The organism is Paenibacillus terrae HPL-003, assembly GCF_000235585.1.
In the GTDB taxonomy this organism is placed as follows: domain Bacteria; phylum Bacillota; class Bacilli; order Paenibacillales; family Paenibacillaceae; genus Paenibacillus; species Paenibacillus terrae_B.
Genome location: NC_016641.1, coordinates 4,135,237 through 4,155,536, shown reverse-complemented (window position 1 = coordinate 4,155,536; position 20,300 = coordinate 4,135,237). Strand labels below are relative to the sequence as shown.

General features: G+C 49.4%; 17 protein-coding genes and 1 pseudogene. 3 read left to right on the top strand and 15 right to left on the bottom strand.

What is annotated here, in order from left to right; translation table 11 throughout:
• Positions 1 to 23: 23 nt before the first annotated feature.
• From HPL003_RS18945 to HPL003_RS18930, 4 genes are all read right to left on the bottom strand, one after another.
• Entirely contained in the window at positions 24 to 1,043 is a 1,020-nt protein-coding gene (locus tag HPL003_RS18945) for an ABC transporter substrate-binding protein (RefSeq protein ID WP_014281341.1), read from the bottom strand.
• 141 nt (positions 1,044 to 1,184) lie between these two features.
• On the bottom strand, positions 1,185 to 1,973 hold the full coding sequence (locus HPL003_RS18940; RefSeq protein ID WP_014281340.1) for an ABC transporter ATP-binding protein: 789 nt from the start codon (positions 1,971 to 1,973) through the stop codon (positions 1,185 to 1,187).
• Positions 1,970 to 3,034, bottom strand: a complete 1,065-nt coding sequence (locus HPL003_RS18935; RefSeq protein ID WP_014281339.1) for a FecCD family ABC transporter permease — start codon at positions 3,032 to 3,034, stop codon at positions 1,970 to 1,972. The genes HPL003_RS18940 and HPL003_RS18935 overlap by 4 nt, the downstream gene beginning before the upstream one ends.
• An 8-nt stretch (positions 3,035 to 3,042) precedes the next feature.
• Positions 3,043 to 4,134, bottom strand: a complete 1,092-nt coding sequence (locus HPL003_RS18930; RefSeq protein WP_014281338.1) for a CobW family GTP-binding protein — start codon at positions 4,132 to 4,134, stop codon at positions 3,043 to 3,045.
• A 224-nt stretch (positions 4,135 to 4,358) separates the two neighbouring features.
• On the opposite strand from HPL003_RS18930, the gene HPL003_RS18925 reads away from it, so the two are divergent.
• The 3 genes from HPL003_RS18925 to HPL003_RS18915 are packed head-to-tail and all read left to right on the top strand — an operon-like array spanning position 4,359 to position 7,474.
• Positions 4,359 to 5,360 carry a permease gene (locus HPL003_RS18925; protein WP_014281337.1) on the top strand — a complete coding sequence of 334 codons (1,002 nt, stop codon included), beginning with the start codon at positions 4,359 to 4,361 and terminating at the stop codon, positions 5,358 to 5,360.
• Between the two features lie 8 nt (positions 5,361 to 5,368).
• On the top strand, positions 5,369 to 6,346 hold the full coding sequence (locus tag HPL003_RS18920; RefSeq protein WP_014281336.1) for a TIGR03943 family putative permease subunit: 978 nt from the start codon (positions 5,369 to 5,371) through the stop codon (positions 6,344 to 6,346).
• A gap of 18 nt (positions 6,347 to 6,364) precedes the next feature.
• A complete protein-coding gene (locus HPL003_RS18915) occupies positions 6,365 to 7,474 on the top strand; it encodes a CobW family GTP-binding protein (protein ID WP_043922443.1) in 1,110 nt (369 codons plus the stop codon).
• Positions 7,475 to 7,794: 320 nt separating this feature from the next.
• Here HPL003_RS18915 and HPL003_RS18910 read toward each other — a convergent pair whose 3' ends face one another.
• The 11 genes and pseudogenes from HPL003_RS18910 to HPL003_RS18860 form a co-directional block, all read right to left on the bottom strand.
• Positions 7,795 to 8,037: a type B 50S ribosomal protein L31 gene (locus HPL003_RS18910; RefSeq protein ID WP_014281334.1), complete on the bottom strand. Its 243-nt coding sequence runs from the start codon at positions 8,035 to 8,037 to the stop codon at positions 7,795 to 7,797.
• Positions 8,038 to 8,059: 22 nt separating this feature from the next.
• Positions 8,060 to 8,527, bottom strand: coding sequence for a hypothetical protein (locus tag HPL003_RS18905; RefSeq protein ID WP_014281333.1), 468 nt, complete (start codon positions 8,525 to 8,527; stop codon positions 8,060 to 8,062).
• 93 nt (positions 8,528 to 8,620) lie between these two features.
• On the bottom strand, positions 8,621 to 8,770 hold the full coding sequence (gene rpmG, locus HPL003_RS18900; protein WP_014281332.1) for a 50S ribosomal protein L33: 150 nt from the start codon (positions 8,768 to 8,770) through the stop codon (positions 8,621 to 8,623).
• A 68-nt stretch (positions 8,771 to 8,838) separates the two neighbouring features.
• Positions 8,839 to 9,408, bottom strand: coding sequence for a hypothetical protein (locus HPL003_RS18895; protein ID WP_014281331.1), 570 nt, complete (start codon positions 9,406 to 9,408; stop codon positions 8,839 to 8,841).
• Between the two features lie 80 nt (positions 9,409 to 9,488).
• Positions 9,489 to 10,870: pseudogene (locus tag HPL003_RS18890) on the bottom strand (MFS transporter).
• A 78-nt stretch (positions 10,871 to 10,948) separates the two neighbouring features.
• A complete protein-coding gene (locus tag HPL003_RS18885; RefSeq protein ID WP_014281330.1) occupies positions 10,949 to 11,428 on the bottom strand; it encodes a MarR family winged helix-turn-helix transcriptional regulator in 480 nt (159 codons plus the stop codon).
• 199 nt (positions 11,429 to 11,627) lie between these two features.
• Complete coding sequence (locus HPL003_RS18880; protein WP_014281329.1) at positions 11,628 to 14,645, bottom strand: GAP1-N2 domain-containing protein; 3,018 nt, start codon at positions 14,643 to 14,645, stop codon at positions 11,628 to 11,630.
• Complete coding sequence (locus HPL003_RS18875) at positions 14,642 to 15,907, bottom strand: TRAFAC clade GTPase domain-containing protein (RefSeq protein WP_014281328.1); 1,266 nt, start codon at positions 15,905 to 15,907, stop codon at positions 14,642 to 14,644. The genes HPL003_RS18880 and HPL003_RS18875 overlap by 4 nt, the downstream gene beginning before the upstream one ends.
• A gap of 16 nt (positions 15,908 to 15,923) precedes the next feature.
• Positions 15,924 to 16,577 carry a hypothetical protein gene (locus HPL003_RS18870; RefSeq protein ID WP_014281327.1) on the bottom strand — a complete coding sequence of 218 codons (654 nt, stop codon included), beginning with the start codon at positions 16,575 to 16,577 and terminating at the stop codon, positions 15,924 to 15,926.
• 18 nt (positions 16,578 to 16,595) lie between these two features.
• Positions 16,596 to 17,885 carry a vWA domain-containing protein gene (locus HPL003_RS18865; protein ID WP_014281325.1) on the bottom strand — a complete coding sequence of 430 codons (1,290 nt, stop codon included), beginning with the start codon at positions 17,883 to 17,885 and terminating at the stop codon, positions 16,596 to 16,598.
• Positions 17,886 to 17,931: 46 nt separating this feature from the next.
• The gene (locus HPL003_RS18860; protein ID WP_014281324.1) at positions 17,932 to 20,298 is read right to left on the bottom strand and encodes a hypothetical protein; all 2,367 of its coding nucleotides are present in this window, start codon (positions 20,296 to 20,298) and stop codon (positions 17,932 to 17,934) included.
• Positions 20,299 to 20,300 lie beyond the last annotated feature (2 nt).

Below are 20,300 nucleotides of genomic sequence, written 5' to 3'. Positions count from 1 at the left end.
TGTTTTGCAGGTCTTTTACTCGTTTACTTTACTTTGTCCGGGTACAAGCCGGAAGCCAAGGTTTTCAGCGCAATCGGCGCACGCACACCTTCAGCCGCTGCGGACAGGGGCAGCACTACAAATCGTTTGTTTTTGATCGCTTCCACACCAGCCAGCGCTGGCTTGCTCAGCAGCAGATTCTCTTTGTCCGCCAGCGAGGTATCTCCATAGTCCAGAATCACAATGACGTCAGGGTTACGCTTTACAACTTCTTCCCAGCTTACCTCAGCAAAGCTTTTGTCAATGTCATCAAAAATATTTTTGGCCTTCACACCTTTAATCAGCGAGGTCAAATAGTTGTTGGCAGCCGTAAAGGGCTTGTCTTCGCCGCTGTCATATACAAATACCTTTGGCGCTTTTTCTACAGTACCGATCTGAGTCTGAATGGATTCCACTTGTTCACGGATACTGCCTACCAGCTTTTCCGCACGGTCCTCAACCCGGAAAATACGTCCAATATTTAGCATGTCCTGATATACGTCTTGTAATGTGGGACCCGGCTTGTTTGATGATTCCTGTACATAGGTCGTCACGCCCTGTTTGGCAAGCTCCTCACGGGACCCGAGATTTTTGTCGTTAAAGGCACTCTTCCAGCCCGCATAGGCAAAATCCGGCGCAGCGGCCATAAATACCTCTTTGGGCGGGTAATGTTTGGCTAGCACCGGGATTTTATCATATTGAGCCTTATATTCCGGTAGAATGCTATCGTCCAAATAGGCCGTGCCCACCATAGAGGACTCCAGTCCAAGCGCCAGCATAACCTCCGTTGCATGCTGATTCAGTGTAATCACACGTTTGGGCGCTTCGGGAAATACCATCTTGATGCCCATATTTTCAAGCTCTACAGACGTTCCCTTTGTCCCCGATTGCGATGCAGCGGGTTGCTGCTCAGTTGCGGATGAATCGGATTTTTGAACCGTGTTCTCTGCTCCGCAGGCTGACAGCAACGCCATCGCCAATACGAGTATGACCAGCGATATCGCCGATTTTCTGTGTTTTTTCATATGTAGCCATCCTCTTTCATCTGTAGTGCATCCTCTCTCAGCGTATAGCATACTATTCCCGAAAGGATAGCCTCCATTGACCCATACATTGTCACAATAGGATTGCAGATGTTCACCTCTTCCCGCTGCCTTCTGTTAACGTCATAGATTGTCTCCTCTCCTGAGGGAATTCGGTAAAAAGGTAATACTCGGCTTCCCGGTTTTCGGATGAATGCAGATTTCTGTCTCTACCCCAAATACGCTGCGCAGCAGGTTCGGCTGAAGCATATCCTCCGTTATGCCTGAGGCCACTACCTTGCCCTCTTTTAAAACATAAATTCGATCACAATAAAATGCCGCCAGATTCAAATCATGCAGCGCAGCAAGTGTAGTTACCTGTAGTGCTTTGACCAAATCCAAAATTTGTAGCTGATACCGGATATCCAAATGGTTTGTAGGCTCATCCAAAATAAGAAATTTGGCCTGTCCGGCCAAGGCTCTGGCGATCAGTACGCGCTGCTTTTCACCGCCGGACAAGGTGGCAAAGCCCTGATCCGCCTGAGTGTCCATACCTACCCGTTCAAGCGCCTGCTCGACCAGTTCATGATCGACGGCAGTGTCTGCTTCCAGCAGTTTCTTATGCGGATGACGACCCATCAGGACGATGTCCCGTACTGAAAAATCAAACGCTTGGGGTGTGTCCTGACTCACCACTGCCATTTGCCGGGCCGTTTCTTTGTACTTCATCCGCAGCATATCCCGACCATCCAGCGTAACCAAACCGCTGTCAGGCTTTAGCACACGGTACATGTTTTTGAGCAACGTCGATTTGCCACTGCCGTTCGGACCGATCAGTCCAACCATCTCCCCCGCTTTTACCTGGAGACAGATGCCGTCGATCAACCGTTTATCGTGAATACTAAAGGCCACATGTTCAACTTCTATATTCATTTTTCACCTCCAAACGCGTAGGAACTGCGCCGCAGCAACCATACAAAGAAGGGTCCCCCGCATATAGCCGTCACAATACCTATTGGCAGCTCCTGTGGAGCCAGCACGAGCCGGGCACATACGTCTGCCCACACGACAAAGATAGCTCCCGCCAACAAGCTGACGGGTAGCACACGTCGATGATCCGATCCCACCATCAGCCTGACGATGTGCGGAATCATAAGCCCGACAAAGCCAATCGAGCCACTGACCGATACGACTGCCCCAGTTAAAAGAGAAGCCACGACAACCAGTAATACGCGGAACGCCTGTACGTTCACACCGAGCGTTACGGCGACCTCTTCACCCGTTAGTAAAGCATTTAGCGATCGATATCGGGTAAGTAGGATAGCTGTTCCAGCCGATATAATGAGGCTTGGTATGAGAAGCGTATCCCATTGAGCGCCTGCCAGACTTCCCATCATCCAATACATCGCGTCACGAATGCCTTTTTCATTCGGGGCCATAGTGACGATAAAGTTGGTCACAGCAGACAGCATCATGGACACCGCCACCCCTGCCAGCAGTAAGCGGGTCGTCGATATGCGTCCAGCCACACGAGCCAATGCGAATACCATGAGCATCGCAGCAAGCGAACCTATAAAAGCAGATAAAGGCAGCGCAAGTCGGCCCAGGAATCCGAAAGCTCCAAACACAATCACCAGCGTCCCTGTCACCGAAGCCCCGGACGAGACTCCTAAGATATAGGGATCAGCTAACGAATTACGAATTAAGGCCTGAATAGCCGCACCTGTAACAGCAAGTCCTGCTCCTACGACGACACCTAGCAGCACGCGCGGAAAGCGGATTTCCCAGACGATATATTGCTCTGGACTTGTCCATGTCACAGGTATCCATTGATCCAGCCAGGGAAGATGGGACAGCGCAATTCGCCATACTGTTCCCGGTGCGACGGCCACGGGGCCTAGCATGACCGCGAATGTGACCGACAGCACCAACCCGGCAGTCAGCAGTAGAATAATCGTTGTAAATCCCCAAGCAACCTTTCCAGCACTGCTCATTTCTGACATCATGAATTAGTCAATGGCTTATCGGCCGCTTCCAGCTTCCTCAGCCGTTCTTCGATCTCGGAAGCAGAGAAATTTTCGCCCATGACGACGGCTACATCGTTCACTGGCTTTTGCGGGCGAATCGGAATGATTTCCAGCTCCCGATAGGCAAACTGGAACATCATCTGACCCTCTGAGCCCAGAAAACGCACAATTCCTTTGGCCCTGTAAATTTCAGCAGGCAAACTGCGGAACAACTGTTCAAACTCGGAGCGTGGCACAGGTTGTCCAAAGAAATGCGTGTGAACAACTACATGGTCGTAGGAATGGTAATGCTCCCCATGTTCGTGGTTATGGTCATGTTCGTGCTCATAGTGCTGGTGCTCATGATGGTGATGGTCTGCAAGAGCATCATGATCATGAGCGTGCAGATGATTTTCCAAATGATGACGATCATTCCCGCTATCGGCTTTGGACTCCTTTTGCCGCGAAACGTCCATACGGTCCTCTCCTTGAATGGAGAAAAAAGTACCCGCATCCACGTCGCTTCGTTGCGTACTCACAGTCAGCGCGTGTGGATTTAATTCTTTTACGAGTGCCTGTACCTTCTGCAGCTCGTCCGCAACCAATAAATCGATCTTGTTAATAATCAACTTGGAAGCACATCGAAGCTGATCCTGCATCAAACGATATGACTTGTTTCTCTCGTTACCCGAGGCAAAATCCAGGAATTGACGCGCATCCACCACCGTAATAACGGATTGTAAAATCATAGAGGAATATATAGAGGCATCTGTCACCGCATCTACAATTTCCATCGGATTAGCCACACCGGTACATTCTACGATAATCACATTCGGCTTATATTCCTCAGCAAGATTCATCAGCTCGACACCCAAATCTCCGCGGATGGTACAGCATATACAGCCACTAAGCATTTCCTTCATGGGAGCCTGGCCATTCACCAGACTGCCGTCCAAATTAACATCGCCCAACTCATTCATCAAAATAGCTGGCTTGAGCCCCTGCCCTTTATAGTAAGCCAGCGCATGCTGAAGAAGAGTTGTTTTACCGCTGCCCAGAAATCCGGATAAAACAACAATCGGTATCATAAAATCCTCCTTGTCTTTCGAACGTTTTAATAAGGATCGTACCGTAAAAATTTCCTTCTTGCAATCGTTTGTTTGATTTTAATCGTAATATTTACGAATTAATGCAGGCTCATTGTCCTGGACTTGTCCATAAAGAGGTACTCCAGACACTATCCAGCGGGCATGTTTGTCCCATTACAGACATAGGATGTAGATAAGAACCGTTATTTCCAAGGAGACGTGGAATGAAAAACAGTACGCTGTTGAAGATGCTGCCTTTTATGATTCCGTTTGCCTTTCTCATCCCTGTGCTTGTTACGCTATCTCCCCGGTGGCTTCGTTCGTTAGATATAAGTCAACTGCAACCGTTAAAAACGGTATTTATGGGCATCTTTCTGGAAGCTGCCCCGTTTCTCCTTATCGGTGTACTCGTCTCATCCCTTTTGCAATGGCTCGTACCGGAAACATGGATTCGCAAAATAGCGCCTGCGCATCCTGTGCCGGGGGTCCTGCTGGCCTCCTTGCTTGGTCTGCTGTTCCCCATCTGTGAATGCGGCATGATCCCTGTCGTTCGCCAATTGATGCTCAAGGGAATGCCTGCCTATATGGGCATCACCTTTATTTTAAGCGGGCCGATTATCAATCCCGTGGTGCTGGCTGCAACGATGATGGCTTTCCCTTCCCATCCCGAGGTCACCGCCGTTCGAATGGGACTGGCCTTTGTCGTTTCCACGATCATTGGGCTGATCGTGTATGCCTTTGTGCGTGTGCATCCGCTCAAACGGTCGTTGCTCTCTTTTAACCAGCAAAAGCAGAACAACCAGACTCATCGGCACAATCGCACATGGCGGGGCTTTTTTGTACATGCTGGCGACGAATTTTTGGACATGAGCAAATACCTCATTATCGGCGCGTTGCTGACAGCCTCCATCCAGACCTTCATCCCACGGGATGAAATGCTTTCGTTAAGCGGTGAAACGGCTGGCTCGTACGCCTTTATGATGGGTTTTGCCTACGTACTGTCCCTGTGTTCCACCTCCGATGCCTTTGTGGCTACTGCTTTTTCGCATACCTTTACACTGGGTCCGCTGGCATCGTTTCTTGTACTCGGCCCGATGCTGGATTTCAAGGGCACGCTCATGCTGCTAAGCACCTTCCGCACCAAATTTGTCGCCGTTCTGTGCTTGCTCATTATTTCGTTCGTCCTGGTGGGTTCTATAGCCGCTGAATGGTTATTTGGGAGGTGAATACGAACGTGAATTCAACCTTTAGCATCCGCTGGCAGTATGGCATGCGCTCCTTGCTCATGATCGGATTGGCTGTGTACATCATCTCATTAAGCCACACGAATGCACTTCATTACTACTTGGCTCCACATATGCAAAAGCTGCTCCTGCTCTGTCCTGTGCCACTCTTGTTCATCGCATTGGCAATGGCATGGCACGGAATCGTCGGGGAGCGGGACGGTGAGGATGTATGTGATTGCGAGCATCCGTTGCCGCAAAGCTGGTTCAAAAAAACAATCGTATATGGAATGCTGCTCATTCCGCTGCTATTCGGTTCGCTGCTGCCCAATCAGGCGCTTGGCAGTGATATGGCAGCCAAAAAAGGCATGTCCTTCACATATCCCAACCCGGAGATCCGGCGCAAAACAGATATACAGACCACGAAAGCACCGACCGCCTCCATTTTATCGACCGCCTCTCCCCCGCCAACTTCGCCCCCTCCAGGGGGAAAGTGGAGTCAGGAAACGCTGGATAAGCTGTTCGTTCCGCCTGATAAGTATAACGTAGAATTTGCCGAGCTGGCGAAACGTCTATACCAACAGCCGATCATACAAATCAAACCGGAGATTTTTTCCGAAACCATTGGAGCCATTGAATTGTATAAGCACGCTTTTGAAGGAAAAAGGGTGCAGGTGACTGGCTTTGTCTATAAAGACGGCAGCCTGCCGGGCAAAGGTCTGTTTGCGGTGGGAAGGTTCCTTGTCATGTGCTGTACTGCCGATGCCATGCCATTCGGAATCATCGTCCAATCCAGGAAGGCCCCATCCTTTGACAAGGATACGTGGGTGACCATTGAAGGCACACTACATGCCACTCAGAAAGGCAATACCCCCGTACTCGAAATTCGATCCGAGAAAATAACCACTGTGGCACAGCCGGAATCCCCTTATGTTTATACCCAGGCAGATTCGGTAGCCACCTTTGATCGCTTGAATGCAGCACACTAACCCTATCAAGGAGGAATAATGATGAACAAGGTTCCTGTGATATTAATCAGCGGTTTTCTTGGCAGCGGCAAAACGACACTGCTTCTGCGCTTGCTGGCCTATACCCGTCAACTTCCGCTCCGTCCCGCTGTATTAATGAACGAAATGGGTGAATACGATGTAGACGGTGCTATTATTTCTGAAGAAATGCCCGACGTATCGGTGGAAGGACTGCTGGAGGGCTGCATTTGTTGCAGCAAAAGAAATGAGCTGGCAGGCGCTCTGCACACCCTGCTCAGTCAGGAGCCGGATCTGATCTTTATGGAAACCACCGGGGTAGCCAACCCTGAGCAAGTGTTGGAAGAGCTTCGCTCCCCGTTGCTGGCGGATCGGCTTTATCTGGTTCACAGCATCAGTGTTGTGGACGCTGAGCTTTTTCATGAATACAACAGTCGCTTCACCGCTGACAAGGAGCTGGTTCGGACCCTGCACGGGCAACTTCGCACCGCAGACTTCATTGTGGTGAACAAGACAGATGCCGCAAGTAGCCGTGAAGTGACGAAGGTCGTCAAGAGCATCCGCAAGCTCAACGATACGGCCAAGCTGCAAACCGCTGAGTACAGCCGGGTTGACCTTGAACCACTGCTGGAGCCTGTTATAGCCTCCGTATCCGTTGCCGCAAAACCTGTACAGGTACCTCAACCCGAATCAGCACAGACTCAACGACCCGATGCAGCCGCATCGTCCGTCCCTATTTCCGCCAAAAGTATCGGACGACCCGGCAGCATTTCCAGAAGCACGGCATTCAAAGTCATTTCTGCGCACAGTCATAGCCACAGCCAAGATCCAAACCAATCCCATTCGTTTTCCCGTCTGGAGAGCTTAACGCTGCATCAATATTCTCCACAGCCTCTGGAAAAGCAACGATTGGAAAGCTTTCTGACCGGGCTCGGTTCCTCGCTGCTTCGGGCCAAAGGCTATTGCGTGCTTCCACACGAAGGTACAATGATTTTGCAATATTCAGGAAGTCACTTGGAGTGGCAACCCACCGCACTCCCCGTGAGTCAGGGGTACGTCACGCTCATTGGGGAGCAACTGGACAAAGCATCCATTGCCGACCAATGGGAGCAGTGCTTCATTTCGCTTTAACCGACAAATCTGCTTCGATACAAAAGAAGAACCCCTCCACTTTTGTCGGGGGGTTCCCTCATTAAGACATGACAACTTTATTAGGAATCGGCACGTCATGTGCCTCAGACTTTTCTTTCATATTCAAAATTGTAATGAACTCTCCAACAAATCTTTGATTGACTGTAGGAACACAAAATATGTTCTCTTTTGTATACCCAGGGAGTACGGACGTCATTTCGCTCCTATAATCTGTGCGGTATGTATCTATCTGTAGATAATAAAAAAAGCGATGTTCACGAATTATTTGTATAATCCGTGAACATATCGCTCGTCTTGTTCTAAAGGTTATATTTTTTGTTAAAGCGATCCACACGTCCACCGATATCCACGTTTCTTTGTTTACCAGTGAAGAACGGATGGGAAGCGGAGCTGGTATCTACACGGATAACCGGGTATGTGTTGCCGTCTTCCCATTCCATCGTTTCTTGGGAATACTTAGTGGAAGCACTCAGGAAAGAGAATCCACAGCTAGGGTCCAAAAAGATAACTTTGTTCAATGTTGGATGAAGATCTTTTTTCATATTATTCACCTAAGCTTTCATATCATTTTATGGGTTCAAACTCAAACGTACTAGCGCAATACTCCATCAGTTGGCAAAAGGAACGGTTATGTCCCAGAAAAAAAGACGACAGATCGTAACGGTTGCGCTCAGGTTCGTAAACGACAAGCAAACGATGCCGCATATATCGCATCGCCCATTGCATGAACGCTCCGGATCTTTCGTCAGCCTTCATCGTTATATAAGCATATAGTGAATGGTCCTCCGGCTCGTCCCAAATGCTGACACCAGCACAGGAGAACTCGGTAGCCACGTGCTTTCGATTCAAAAGGCAAAGCGTACCATGCAGCTCTGCATCTATCGTACAGCCATGAAAAAAAGCCGTTCGCTTAGGCGTAAGCTTTATCTTTGGACGCTCTATCCACTGGACTAATTCAAGTTTTCGCCGGTTCCATAACGCAGGCTTTTGCAAACTTAACACGATTTCTTCATCATGAAGTGGAGAGACCATGCCATGGCTCCTTTCATGAAGCCCTATATTCATTAGATTTGAGGCTTCGTTCAGGACGCAAAACAATTCAGGTTGCTATGTAGCCAACCTACATTATCTAGTTTCACGATGGATCGTATACTTTTTCAGACGTGGAGAGTATTTTTTCATTTCAAGACGCTCCGGGTGATTTCTTTTGTTCTTGGATGTTGTATAGTTGCGGTCACCAGATTCGGTGCATGCCAAGGTAACAATTACGCGCATTTCTCTTCCTCCTTAAATGGAATACATGGTATACAATTACAATAGTAATTTTTACGATTAGTTCTATTCTATAATTCATGGTGCTCTTTGTCAACCTTTGACTGACGGTTTATCGCTTCTTCTACTGTATTCCAGCGATTACGGTACTGTGCCAGCTTCGGGTGAAGTTCTAATGGTTCGGTCGAAAGCACCAGTCTGACGTTTCTGATCCATTCATCGAACGATGCATAGGATGCGCACAAATTTGCAGTTTCAGGATTCATATACAGAAAAAGCGGGGAAGTATATTTTTCCGCCAAAAAACGGATTGCTGCTTCAATCGGCGTATAATTTTTGCGTTTACCTTCCCAGCTCTCGATTACGACTGTACTCAAAGCCTGCTCCCGCTGCCACTCCCCAAGGTTGTCCACCCGCTTGTAATACGAGCGAATCGGCTGCTTCCACATTCTTCTGACTGTTTCCTCATGTAACGGGTATAGTACCAGCTTTTTAAAGGATAGCGCAGCTCCCGTTTCAGCAAAAATCTCCAACTCTCTAGCTGTAATCTGCTCAAACGTATCATAAAAGATCATAGTCCCTTTATGCGTCTCAACTGGAGGCTCATAGCCATAGGGTACATATTGAAGGTTTCTTGTCATACCAGACACTCCATCCTTCCGTAAATGAACTTTTCCTTCTATATTATACCCTTGTTTTGGCATGAGTTTGCATAAAATGTTTATCCTTGCTGAGCAGCAGTCGTATTGTGGCCTGAGCCCCGGCGAAACTGCAAAGCGTAAAGTCCTATGGTTGCGAGCGCAATCAGCGCAAGAACCGTAAAAATATTGCTAAAATTGAATACCTGCACGTTGGATACGACAGGATTCAGATGAAAGGTAGACGAGGTATCTAGCGTTTTTCCCAAAATACTTGTCGTCACTGCACCGGAAATAAAATTCAGCAGAGACAGCAATCCCATTCCAACACCAATCTGATCCCTCGACAAGGTACGGGAAATCGTGTTAGACATGGCAATCTGCATAAAGGTTTGACCTACGTTGCCGAAAATGAGCAAAAATAAAATGAGATACGGAGACGCGCCCACAAAGGTAGACAAGCTGACAAAGCAGATAAACATAAGCGTAACTGCCGTATAGACTAGAAATGAATTTCCTTTGCTATCGGCCAAACGCCCACCGCTTTTACCAAGCAAAGCCGACGCAATGGCAGCCGGAAACATAATCAATCCAATGGTTGCAGGCGTAAGCTGATTGAGACTGTTCAGAAACTGCGGAGCCAGGTACGGCAGCCCAAAGCTAACCCCCGCCCCCAAAAAGGCTATAAGCAATCCGTAAGAATATTGCTTGTTGCGGAACAGCTTGGGCTGAATGAATGGCTCTTTAGCGGTGGTGATCCGCCATATAAACAGAGCAAACAGCACCATACCGACCAGAAAAATATAATATTGCTTTGCGAAATGGAAAGCAGTAAGAAGGCTACCGTTCCGCCCAGCAGCAATCCACCGAGAAAATCAAATTTCTGATTCTCTCCACGCTGGTCGTCCAAATATTTGCGAAAGAACGGCAAGGCGATAAGCGGCAGCATGGAAATAACGAACAGAAAACGCCAGCTTGCAAAGCCTGTAATCAAACCGGAAATAATCGGAGCCAGTGCCGTACCCAGTGCCAATCCGATTGCAGTAATGCCCAAGGCGCGTCCTCTTTTTTCAGCAGAGAAATAGCGGACAGGAATAATCATAGCTGTCGCCGGAATAACAGCAGCCCCTGCGGCCTGAAGCAAACGGGCTACAATCAGCATCCAAAATTGATTGGCCAACAGACCAATAAGCGAACCTAACGCAAAAAAGATAATCCCAAACGTCAGTAAATCCTTGAGACGGTATTTGTCCGCCAGCTTTCCATAGGTCACCGAGCCAACCGCATACACAATCATATAACCGGTCAACAGCCAGCTCACATCAGAAGCACTAATATGAAACTCCTCGCGAATCACAGGCATTACTACATTAAACATAAAGGCGTTCATCACTGAAAACACAAGTGTGAAGGCCAACACACGCATAAGCTTATCCGCATTGGGATAAGTTTGTTCTTTTATCATCGGTCTCTTCCCTCTCCTGTAAAATCTATCTAGCTGCAATAACTCAGCTTCGGAATACCCCTATCCGGGCAAATTTCTCTATATATCCGTTCTAACGCGGGCGTTCGCAGAATGATAATTGTGAAGTGTTTTTTTCAACAGACCTCGGAGCGTCTCTAATTCCCCTACAGATAACGTTTCTCCTACCGAGCTTTTAATCTGCTCAACTGTATGCTCAGCTACCTTGTGAATTTTTAAGCCTTCCTCAGTCAAATAAATCTGCTTCATACGCGCATCTTGCGGGTGACTTTTGCGTACTGCCCAGTTTTTCTTAACGATCCCGTTAACCAGGCTGGTGACGCTTGATTTATCAACCAGCAGCAGCTTTTCCAAATCCGTATTGGTCACTCCAGGCGACATTGCCAGTATATAAAGCGTCTGCGATTGCGGGGAGGTAAGCCCCAAAGGACGCAACGCCGTCTCAATCTCGCGCCGGACTGTTGTGAAAATGCATTTAATTAAATACATCGTGCTCTCTTCCTCCCAGGGAAGACAAACGGGATACACCTCACTTCCCATGTGGTTGCTAACCTCCATAATCATTGAATTTTAATGGTTTGAATTCCAACTAATCTTAAACAGTCGCCTATCTAGTGTCAATACTTTTGGAAAATTAAAAGTGATTGTTTATAGCAAAAGACGAGCCTTGTAAGGAAGCCCGTCTTTTACTTCATTTCTGTTTTATTTTGCTTGTACATGAAAAAACGTCGAAGAACACTTAATCAGCGGTTTTCACTTGAACCAGCGGGTACTCTTCTCCATCCACCGTAACTGTACTAGCATCGTCTAGCTCCAGTCGTTGCCAAATGGTCAGCAGTGTGCGATAAGGATACTGCTTCAGGTCATACTCGGTTGGTGCGTCCGTGTCGGTTCCGGTTCCATCGGTTGCCGTACCGCCCCCCTCTGTAGGAGTCCCCGACGTCGTACCTGCGCCCGATTCTCCTGTCACCGTTCCAGCCTGATTAGCGCTGTTCCCGCCGGATGTACCACCGCCAGCCGTTGAACCACTGCCAGTGGTCCCCCCTGCTGCCGTACTCCCTGTAGCGGCACTGCCGGTTTTCGCGTCACCGGACTGCCCGGTGTTAGCTTTACTGGCTGCTTCCTTGTCGTTCTGTTCAGCAAGCGTAAAATTTTCGTATGAATGCTCCTGTTGATCCGCACCGACAATGACGAGCTTTTTAGGCTTAAACGCCGCCTGCTCCGCCGATGTTTGAAAAGCAAACAGTAGCTTGACCATTTTTGTAGTCGCCTTAGTGTTGGGCACATGAGTCACAATCGCTGTAGGCTCTTCCTTTACGGGTACTGTAGGCTCCACTACAGGCTGCTGCACAGGCTTGGGGGTGGTGACAGGTGCAGGTGCGGCTTCGGAGCCGATTACCCCCGCTGCTTTCAGGCCGCCTAGCGTGCCTGCAATGACGACAAGCACGATTCCGGAAATTACCCCACCCTTGCGGAAGCGACGAAGTGTTTTGACCAAAGACGAATCCGTTTCACGCTTCGCCGCCAGATAGAAATTTTTAAAGACTGGCTTTGCGGGTTCAAAATATTGACGCCACAGCGTTTTTTTATGCAGCCCTTCGCGTCCTTCCTTCTGGAAGAACAAAAGCAACGCACGTCGATAGGCTGGTTCAAAACCGCCCCGTGGCGTAGCAAATTCAGCCTGTTCCTCCGACCAGCGGATAAAGCGATACATCGTATCGTTATCCTTCGCCCATTTACGAATCGAGCTGACCAGACGGGCAAAATCCAGTATTCCTTCGCCCGTACCATCAGAACGGTAGAAGGCAGGCAACAGACGGGCAAAATGGCCCTCCGCAAGCTGCTGGGGCAGCCAACTGTAGGCCCAGTCCTGCACCTTTTCCACTTCGCCCGGCTCCAGACCCTCCAGCACTGACGGTTCCGGGTTCTCCGTGCTAAACCAATCGTAAGCCGCAATTAAACGCACTGCTTGTCCCTTGAGCGGAGCCGGCAGTTTCCCGACCCACTGCACCAAATCAGGACGGGTAAAGAACGGAATCTGTACGACCTGATCAGGTGAGATTTCCTTTAGTTCCACTTCGGTAAGCAAATACCGATCCGACGCTTCTTGCAAGCGTTCCGTTAACCCGGATTGCTCCAGTGGAGAGAATTTGCCCCCCGTAGAGCTGCTCTCCCATTGTCGCAACCGTTGATGAATAGCAGCCACAGCCTCTACCGGCTTTCTTTCAGCACGCAGTCTGCCCATCAATGCGGACTCAGCCAAAAGCTGAAAATCGGCATTCGCTGATACTTCAATGTATCGACTGCCCCATTCATGCACGACAGCCAGCAAACCCTTCACATCCGGTGTTCTTTTCATCTGGCTATCCATGTAGGGAATAAACAGCAGCTTCGTGAGCGCCGGATTACCCAGCACCTTCGTAAAATACGCCTTGCCCAATGAAGGATTTTCTTCAATTGTATGATAAATGTAAGTGACAGCTTCCGTATTTCTGGTGGTATAGGCGTTATTCAGCGAGCGGATCAAATATTCCACCAACCGATTCTCGCTGCTACGGGCGTGAACTTTATAGTAATCCTTGAAACAATCGACCAGACCCACGTCAGGAATAGATCCATCCTTCACCCGATCAAATTCATGATCAAAAAACGACAGAAATAAGTCATTCAGCTGCATTTTACGTGGCAAGGCATCGGGAGAAGATAAATAGTCGGTCAAGCTTCTCAGCACGGAAATCCGCCGTTCGTTATATAGTCCGCGCTCTCCCTGCTCTATTCTGTACAGTGTAATTAGCTCGTGATAGCTGGATAGCGTCAGATCGCGCCCTGCCTCCATGCCAGTCAGCATTTGCTCCGCAAATTTGAAAAAATCGTCTGGCGTCCCGCCAGTCAGTAGCGTACGGGCAATCCAGTCAAAATACGGCTGTCTCACCTGCTCTGCATCCACATTGAGTACCCGACCACTGTTAGTAAGGTCAAATACAAAATCCTTCTCCACATTCCGATCACCGGGACGCAAACTGAAAGGCTCAACAAACATCAAATGAATGCCTTTTCTGCTCTGTGGCTCCTTCGCATATGTAAGAAATCCGAGCCTGTTGCGAAATGCATAAGGCAGCGCCGCATACAACACACCCAGCAGCAGCTTGGCTGAAGATGCCACCGCTTCTGGGGGAACGTTCAATGCTACATATACCTTTTTACGGCCCGTAGCCGACATCATGACTGCATATAGAAGCTGCTTAAACATTTCTTCGCCGAGTTGCAATTGAGACAGCACCGCAGACGGATCAACAGATGGAAATACACTCCCACCCGGCAGACGCTCCAGTTCCGGCAATTCCGTTCCTTCCTCAATATCATAAGCATCAACAAACGACGTGTTCAGCCACTGCTTATAATCAGATGGCGATTCACCATGCCCGGCTGGAATCACATAATTATGCGTAAAAAAGGCGCTCCGCAGCCCGGTAAAATCCGCTGCCTTGTAGATACTGCGTCCCAGTACCACATCCCCTGACTCCGTCCGTATCAGATGCATGGCTTCCGGGTAGACGCTCTCCTGCTTCTCCCCACGCGCTGTTAAAGCAGCAGGTGCATCATACACACACAAGGGATGCAGCACCTTTTTAATAAAAGAAGTGTCCAGCCCCTTGGAATTGGCTACCGTATCGAAACCTTCCGTTGAACGAAAAATACCGCGCCGTTCCCGTGTGTACATCTGCTGTTGTATCAAATGAGAGGTAGAATAACTCACTGTGATTCTCTCCCCTCAATGTACTTCAGCTTGTAAAGCAGCCATATGAAGGGCTCATCCACACGGATCGGACTAACCAGCCCTTGCAGCTTTTGCTCCACCGGATTACTGCCCAAGGCGGAAACCGCAAAATAAGCCGTATCTGTAAAATACACATCCATCGTGCCCTTGAACGGCTTATCCACCTTTTCAATGAACCGTCGCACTTCGCCATCAATGTTAGCAAACTCATCCAAATCCATATACTTCCGGTGCTCCATTGGATTAAAAATATTGCTGTTCGTCTTGATGTACGTGCCTTCTTCATCTGCCAGCGCAGTGAGCATGTCGCTTTTGGTCAGGACAATGGCAGTTGGAATGTCCGTCTTCCCTTTTTCCTGATAGGCGATAAAATCACCGAACATCGTAAGTACGACATCACGCGGCTCATCATATTGCGAAACAAATTCGCCCGGCTTGTCGCCGATATTGATCTTGATACGCTCCCGAATAGAGCGAATTTGCAGCGGATCGACCATAAACAGAATACCCGCCGAATTTTTAATATGCTGCCCGTGCAGACCCAGATAATCCTGATCGACCATCCCCTCACCGGCGACATCAAAAAACACCAGCGTAAGTGGCGGTTTTTCCTCATCCTTAAACACAAACTGGAAGATAAAAGGCTCCTGCATCTTTTCTTTCTGTGTAGAGGTCAGCAGATCCCCTCGCTCAAACAACGGCTCCTCATACATCGTACGGAACTTGCGGCTGATCTCCGCATTCAACGGCATACAAGCCGCATCAAAATGATCGGCCGTAACATGCTGCAACGTATGAATCAGGGAGGTCATATAGACGGATTTCCCCGCCTGCGAAGCTCCAATAATCGAAATGATATTACTCGGCACCTTGCCTGCAGTCACAGGCAGCTCATTATGGCAATGCGGACACAATCTGCGACGTGTCAGCTCGCCGTAGCGATCCGTCAGACCTGTCAGTACATGATCCGAGTACAAACGATGTTCCTCAGGAACATCAAGGGGGTGAAGAATGGCCTCCATATCATGCACACTGTCCAAACCAAAGCGCTCCCGATATTTGTTCAGCAGCTCATCCTCGCCCAAAGCGTAATCCTCGTCATCCTCACGGTGGTGGGAAGCACGGAATACAACTTCCTCCGGGGAAAATTTACTAAAGCAATAAGGGCACACAATATCATAAAATAACGGCCTTGGTGCTGCCTGCGGCTTTCTTCTGAATAAATTGCTAAGAAAACTCATCGGTTGCGGCCTCCTTTCATTCAGGGACTAATTCATATACCATGCCATATTTCTGGCCGTCCGTAAAAAACAGCCGCACATATTCATCTCCGCCTACTTCGACAGCGGGCAACACATTCCGTCCCGCGGCAAACGGTGCCGTAAACGGGTACAAGGTTCCATCCTCACGGTCCGCCGGATAGCCACCACGCTTTTTCACGTAGCAAAGCACCTCCTGAGGGACAGGAACTTCAGCCGTCACCTGAATCTGTACCGTTTTGCGGCTGCGAAACCAGCCTTTTTTATGGTGAACCGCATATCTGATTTTAGCTTTACCCGTGCTCAGCTCCAGTCGGTTAGCTCCATCCTGCTGACGGATTACAAAAGTATCTCCGTCCTCCCGTACAGCCGGATACACGGTATACCGAACGCGTCCAATGCCATCGATCCGGTCACGGTAGCTGCCAGCAGCCTTGTATTCCTCACGTGTGAAGAGTTTAAGGCTTGAAAAAGGCGGCAACGCTTCGGCGTCTTCCTGCCCGTTCACACCCGGATCGGCTAATTGCTTCGCAATATATACCACGGCGACTCCTTCCGGCCACTGCCAGCGAAGCACAACCCGGTTGTCGTCAATTTTGTGGCTCAGCTCCGAAATAACAGGATCACCGGGCTGTGCATCCCTATACTGCATAAGTTCCAGCCTCCCGTTCTAAAATCCACTGCTGCGTCGATTACGCGGCGGGCCTTCCGGTGCTCCTCTCCGGCGGCTTGATGGCGCACCGGGATTTCCTCCGCCAGAAGAACGGCGAGTATTTTCCGCAACTGGCAACACGAGCGAGAAGACAGCGATCAGGGCCGCCAGTACGAGCGCTGCCACCAAACGAATCATCAAATCACCGATGGGCGAGCCGGATAGGCCCTTTTCCAAAATAAAGCCAGCCAGCAATCCGGCAGGAACCCCGCCAATCGCGAAATTCCGCGCCAGAAAACGGTTATCGAACATCAGCCCGAGCGCCAATCCCAGTAGAATCCCGATAATTACCAGAGCAGTAACACGATAAATGGCAAAATACAGACTATCCGCATACTCACCTGTTCGCTCCGTTACCAATGTACGGTCGCCGATTTTGTCATAAATTTTACCGAACGCCTGCGTGAGACCTTGGGCATTCGCCACGTTGGAGTAGGTTCCGCCCGTCATTTGGGCGATATTTTGCAATAACGCGATACCATTAGATTCAGCGAGCTTCAGCCCAATCGTATTAACCGGAATCTGCCGGGCGATATAAGGAGCCAATGCCGTCTGAGCATCCAGCTCACTAAAGCCGTCAGATAGCATAATAACGAGAGAGCCTTTTTCCGCACTACCCTGAGTTTCGATTTCCTTGATGGTTTCATCCAAGGCAAGACCGATTTCTGTGCCGCCTGTCATCAAGGTCTGCATGCTGTCGATTTTGGCATAAACGGCTTGCTTCTCCGCATCTGTGCCAATCGGGGTAAACGGCTGAACCAACTGCGCAGTGGACTCAAAGGAAACAATAGCTACCCGCTTGTCTCCATCCATTTGGCCAATCAGACTCTTTGCGGCCGTCAGGCGTTCATTGTCGGGATCTGTTTGCTGCATACTCCCGGAATTATCAATGACGAGCACGAGGTCCTGTACGCTTTTGCGACCTTCCGGGTTCACCTGATAGCCCAGCTCCAGCAGCAGCCCTGCCACGAACAGCATCACCAGCGTAGCAGGCACCAGCAGCTTCCAGGACAGCCCGGAGTAACGCTGCCGCCATGAAGACCCGTTTAGCTGTGGCGAAATCCATTCGCCGATAAGACATCCGAGACCAATACACAGCGCCATGATGCCAAAATATAGCCCAACCACGATGATATGCGGCCAGTGCCCTATCAGTTTGTTAAGAATCAGCTCTCCAATGATGAAGCCCACCACAGCGCCCAGCAAGCCGAACAGCAGCAGGAGAACATTAAATTTACGCTGCTTCATAAGAATCGTTGCTTCCTTCCATAATTAAAGTAGGATTACCATGTTGCTACCGCAGTTCCGGCAGCCGATCCGCGTTGATCCCGTGAAACACGAAACCATTCGCGATATATGTCTCATAATACGTCTTGCCGTTACGGTAGACCATCAGATCCTCCAGATGGAAACCACCCATCAAATGAAGCTTTTCTACCCCGCTGCTGCGGCGCTCATGCACAAACCCCAGCTTGTAAATGCGCGAGGTAATATCCACATCCAGCGCATAAGGAAGAAATTCGCCTTCGTAGTCACCAAAGAAATACTTTTCCTCATACCGATGCTCATGAGTGTAATCCAGCAAACGCACGTTAATGCCGCCGTTTTCCTCCAGCGTCTGGTACAATTTTTTAAACAGCTCATCCTTCGGAACGACCAGCCGATTTTCATAGGCAGCAGCCACATTCGCCCGCCGCAGCAATTCTTCCTCGAATGTCTGGTTAAACGGCTGTGCGCTAAGGATCAGGGTGCGACAAGTCTGTGTGAGTCGATCCACCAGCTTGGACGGACCTCCATCCAGCAAACCGGATACAGGACCCATATGCCGAGCATCAAAAAATACAGCTTTTCCCCGCTTGGTCTCCAGCTCACGCATGACATCTTCCGTCACACGCTCGTAGTACTCAAACAGGTTTTGACCTGTATAGCTGTCAGCCTGACGGACACTATCCGTTGCAGCCTGATGCAGATCACGCTCCAGATTGGCAAGCTGTACGGTAATATGCTTCGCCTGCATATGCCATTTTTCAAGAGCCAGCTCATAACGGCGAAGTAGCTCCAGATCCGTTTGAATCCACAACATGTTTAGCTTGTGCCCGTAGACCGTCTCGGTCAGGTAACGGATCAAGCTGCGCACATTATGTTTATCCATAAGCGGCAATCGTTGAAAGGGTTGATCTTCCACTCGTCCGCTATACAGGGCATCCAGCTCAGCAGCGCTGATCTGCAAGTCATTGGACGTATCGCGAATCAGTCCTCGAATGGCGGTAAGCACATTCCCTGTCTTATTCTCATCCGTCCAGTCCGTAAGCTCGAACAAACCAATCTCAGGGTGCTCCTTGGCAGCTTCGTTTACAGCCGTTTGCAGACGCAATTCCGCCTGAAAATCCCCCAACCGTTTGTGTACGATCCGTTCACAATTATCGCGGAAAAAGGCTTCACAGCCCTGTCCGAACAATGCTTCCTCCGCCTCGCGCAGTGTCATTCGCTTCAACGAGCCGTAGCTGGCTCCGCTGGTCATTAAAGCGCTCATGTCCGTAATGGCCTCATGACCAGGAACGAGATCACTTCGTGTACGGCTGCGCTGGGCAGCATCCAAACCAAAATAATCCAGCTTATCGCGTATATCCCATTCCTGCTCTGTTCTCATACGCGCCAGCAGTTTCACATAAAAGTGATGCAACACCGTAAGCGCAATCGACTCATTAGGGCGCTTGACCCGGGAAAATCCGGCCGACACATAGCCCTGCCGCCCGGATTCCGTCATAATGTTGTTTTTAAACGATGTATTGTTGTATCCACCATCCTGTGACCGATAGGAATCTCCCGCCTGATAACGGTTTTTGAGAAGCTGAATATGGCAAATGATGTCACAGCTCTCGCGCAGGCTATTCGGCACTGTTACACCGCGTTCGTTCTTGTCGGACAGCACATAGACGAGATCGAACAACGGCGACGGAGCATGAGATACGGGAATGGTCAGTTTGTCCTCAGTCATATGCAGTGGTGCCGTGAACGCATAATCTGGACTTTGGATATAGTCCAGTTCTCGCATAAAAGCGACTGACGCTGCGCTGCTGTAGCCAAATTGGGTTGTCTGATCGCTTTCGCTGACCAATACGTACAGATCCAACTGTACCGACTTAAAGGACTGCGCAAAAATGTATTCCGCCAACAACGTAATCTCGGGAACCAATACATTCATGGGATCGTCGGCTGTCGTCAGGATCGACAAATGGACACGCTCGAACGAGGAATACAAACGACCGTAATCCGCCAAGTTCCCACTAGCCCGGCGCAACGCCGTGTTAAGCTCAATCAACTGCGATTCATGTGTATAAAAAGCCTGATGCAAATCACGGCGTCCGGTTTTGTGGCTGCTTTCCTCCGGTACCGCTACCGTATGGACAATGGCACCCACCGGACGATCTACAGTGGCATGATCCTCCTGCGACCGGATGTGAATGTATGTTACCCCCGTACTGTTATCCCACTTGGTCCGGTTGATATCTGCAATGGTGTTCATCACCGGGCCCATACGGTCACCGATAAAAAGAAACACGGACGGGAAATGGATGCTGCTGCGTCCATCTCCACTACCGATTAATTGGTCCTCTGCGGCTGCATAGTCAGCCGCATAACGTAACAGCTGCTCTCTCATAC

Bases quoted from the DNA above. Each gene is read 5' to 3' on its own strand.
- HPL003_RS18905 (WP_014281333.1), bottom strand. From the start codon at position 8,527: ATGGTCTCTCCACTTCATGATGAAGAAATCGTGTTAAGTTTGCAAAAG.
- HPL003_RS18930 (WP_014281338.1), bottom strand. From the start codon at position 4,134: ATGATACCGATTGTTGTTTTATCCGGATTTCTGGGCAGCGGTAAAACA.
- HPL003_RS18885 (WP_014281330.1), bottom strand. From the start codon at position 11,428: ATGGGAAGTGAGGTGTATCCCGTTTGTCTTCCCTGGGAGGAAGAGAGC.
- HPL003_RS18915 (WP_043922443.1), top strand. From the start codon at position 6,365: ATGATGAACAAGGTTCCTGTGATATTAATCAGCGGTTTTCTTGGCAGC.
- HPL003_RS18925 (WP_014281337.1), top strand. From the start codon at position 4,359: ATGAAAAACAGTACGCTGTTGAAGATGCTGCCTTTTATGATTCCGTTT.
- rpmG (WP_014281332.1), bottom strand. From the start codon at position 8,770: ATGCGCGTAATTGTTACCTTGGCATGCACCGAATCTGGTGACCGCAAC.
- HPL003_RS18860 (WP_014281324.1), bottom strand. From the start codon at position 20,298: ATGAGAGAGCAGCTGTTACGTTATGCGGCTGACTATGCAGCCGCAGAG.
- HPL003_RS18935 (WP_014281339.1), bottom strand. From the start codon at position 3,034: ATGAGCAGTGCTGGAAAGGTTGCTTGGGGATTTACAACGATTATTCTA.
- HPL003_RS18865 (WP_014281325.1), bottom strand. From the start codon at position 17,885: ATGAAGCAGCGTAAATTTAATGTTCTCCTGCTGCTGTTCGGCTTGCTG.
- HPL003_RS18870 (WP_014281327.1), bottom strand. From the start codon at position 16,577: ATGCAGTATAGGGATGCACAGCCCGGTGATCCTGTTATTTCGGAGCTG.
- HPL003_RS18940 (WP_014281340.1), bottom strand. From the start codon at position 1,973: ATGAATATAGAAGTTGAACATGTGGCCTTTAGTATTCACGATAAACGG.
- HPL003_RS18875 (WP_014281328.1), bottom strand. From the start codon at position 15,907: ATGAGTTTTCTTAGCAATTTATTCAGAAGAAAGCCGCAGGCAGCACCA.
- HPL003_RS18910 (WP_014281334.1), bottom strand. From the start codon at position 8,037: ATGAAAAAAGATCTTCATCCAACATTGAACAAAGTTATCTTTTTGGAC.
- HPL003_RS18945 (WP_014281341.1), bottom strand. From the start codon at position 1,043: ATGAAAAAACACAGAAAATCGGCGATATCGCTGGTCATACTCGTATTG.
- HPL003_RS18895 (WP_014281331.1), bottom strand. From the start codon at position 9,408: ATGACAAGAAACCTTCAATATGTACCCTATGGCTATGAGCCTCCAGTT.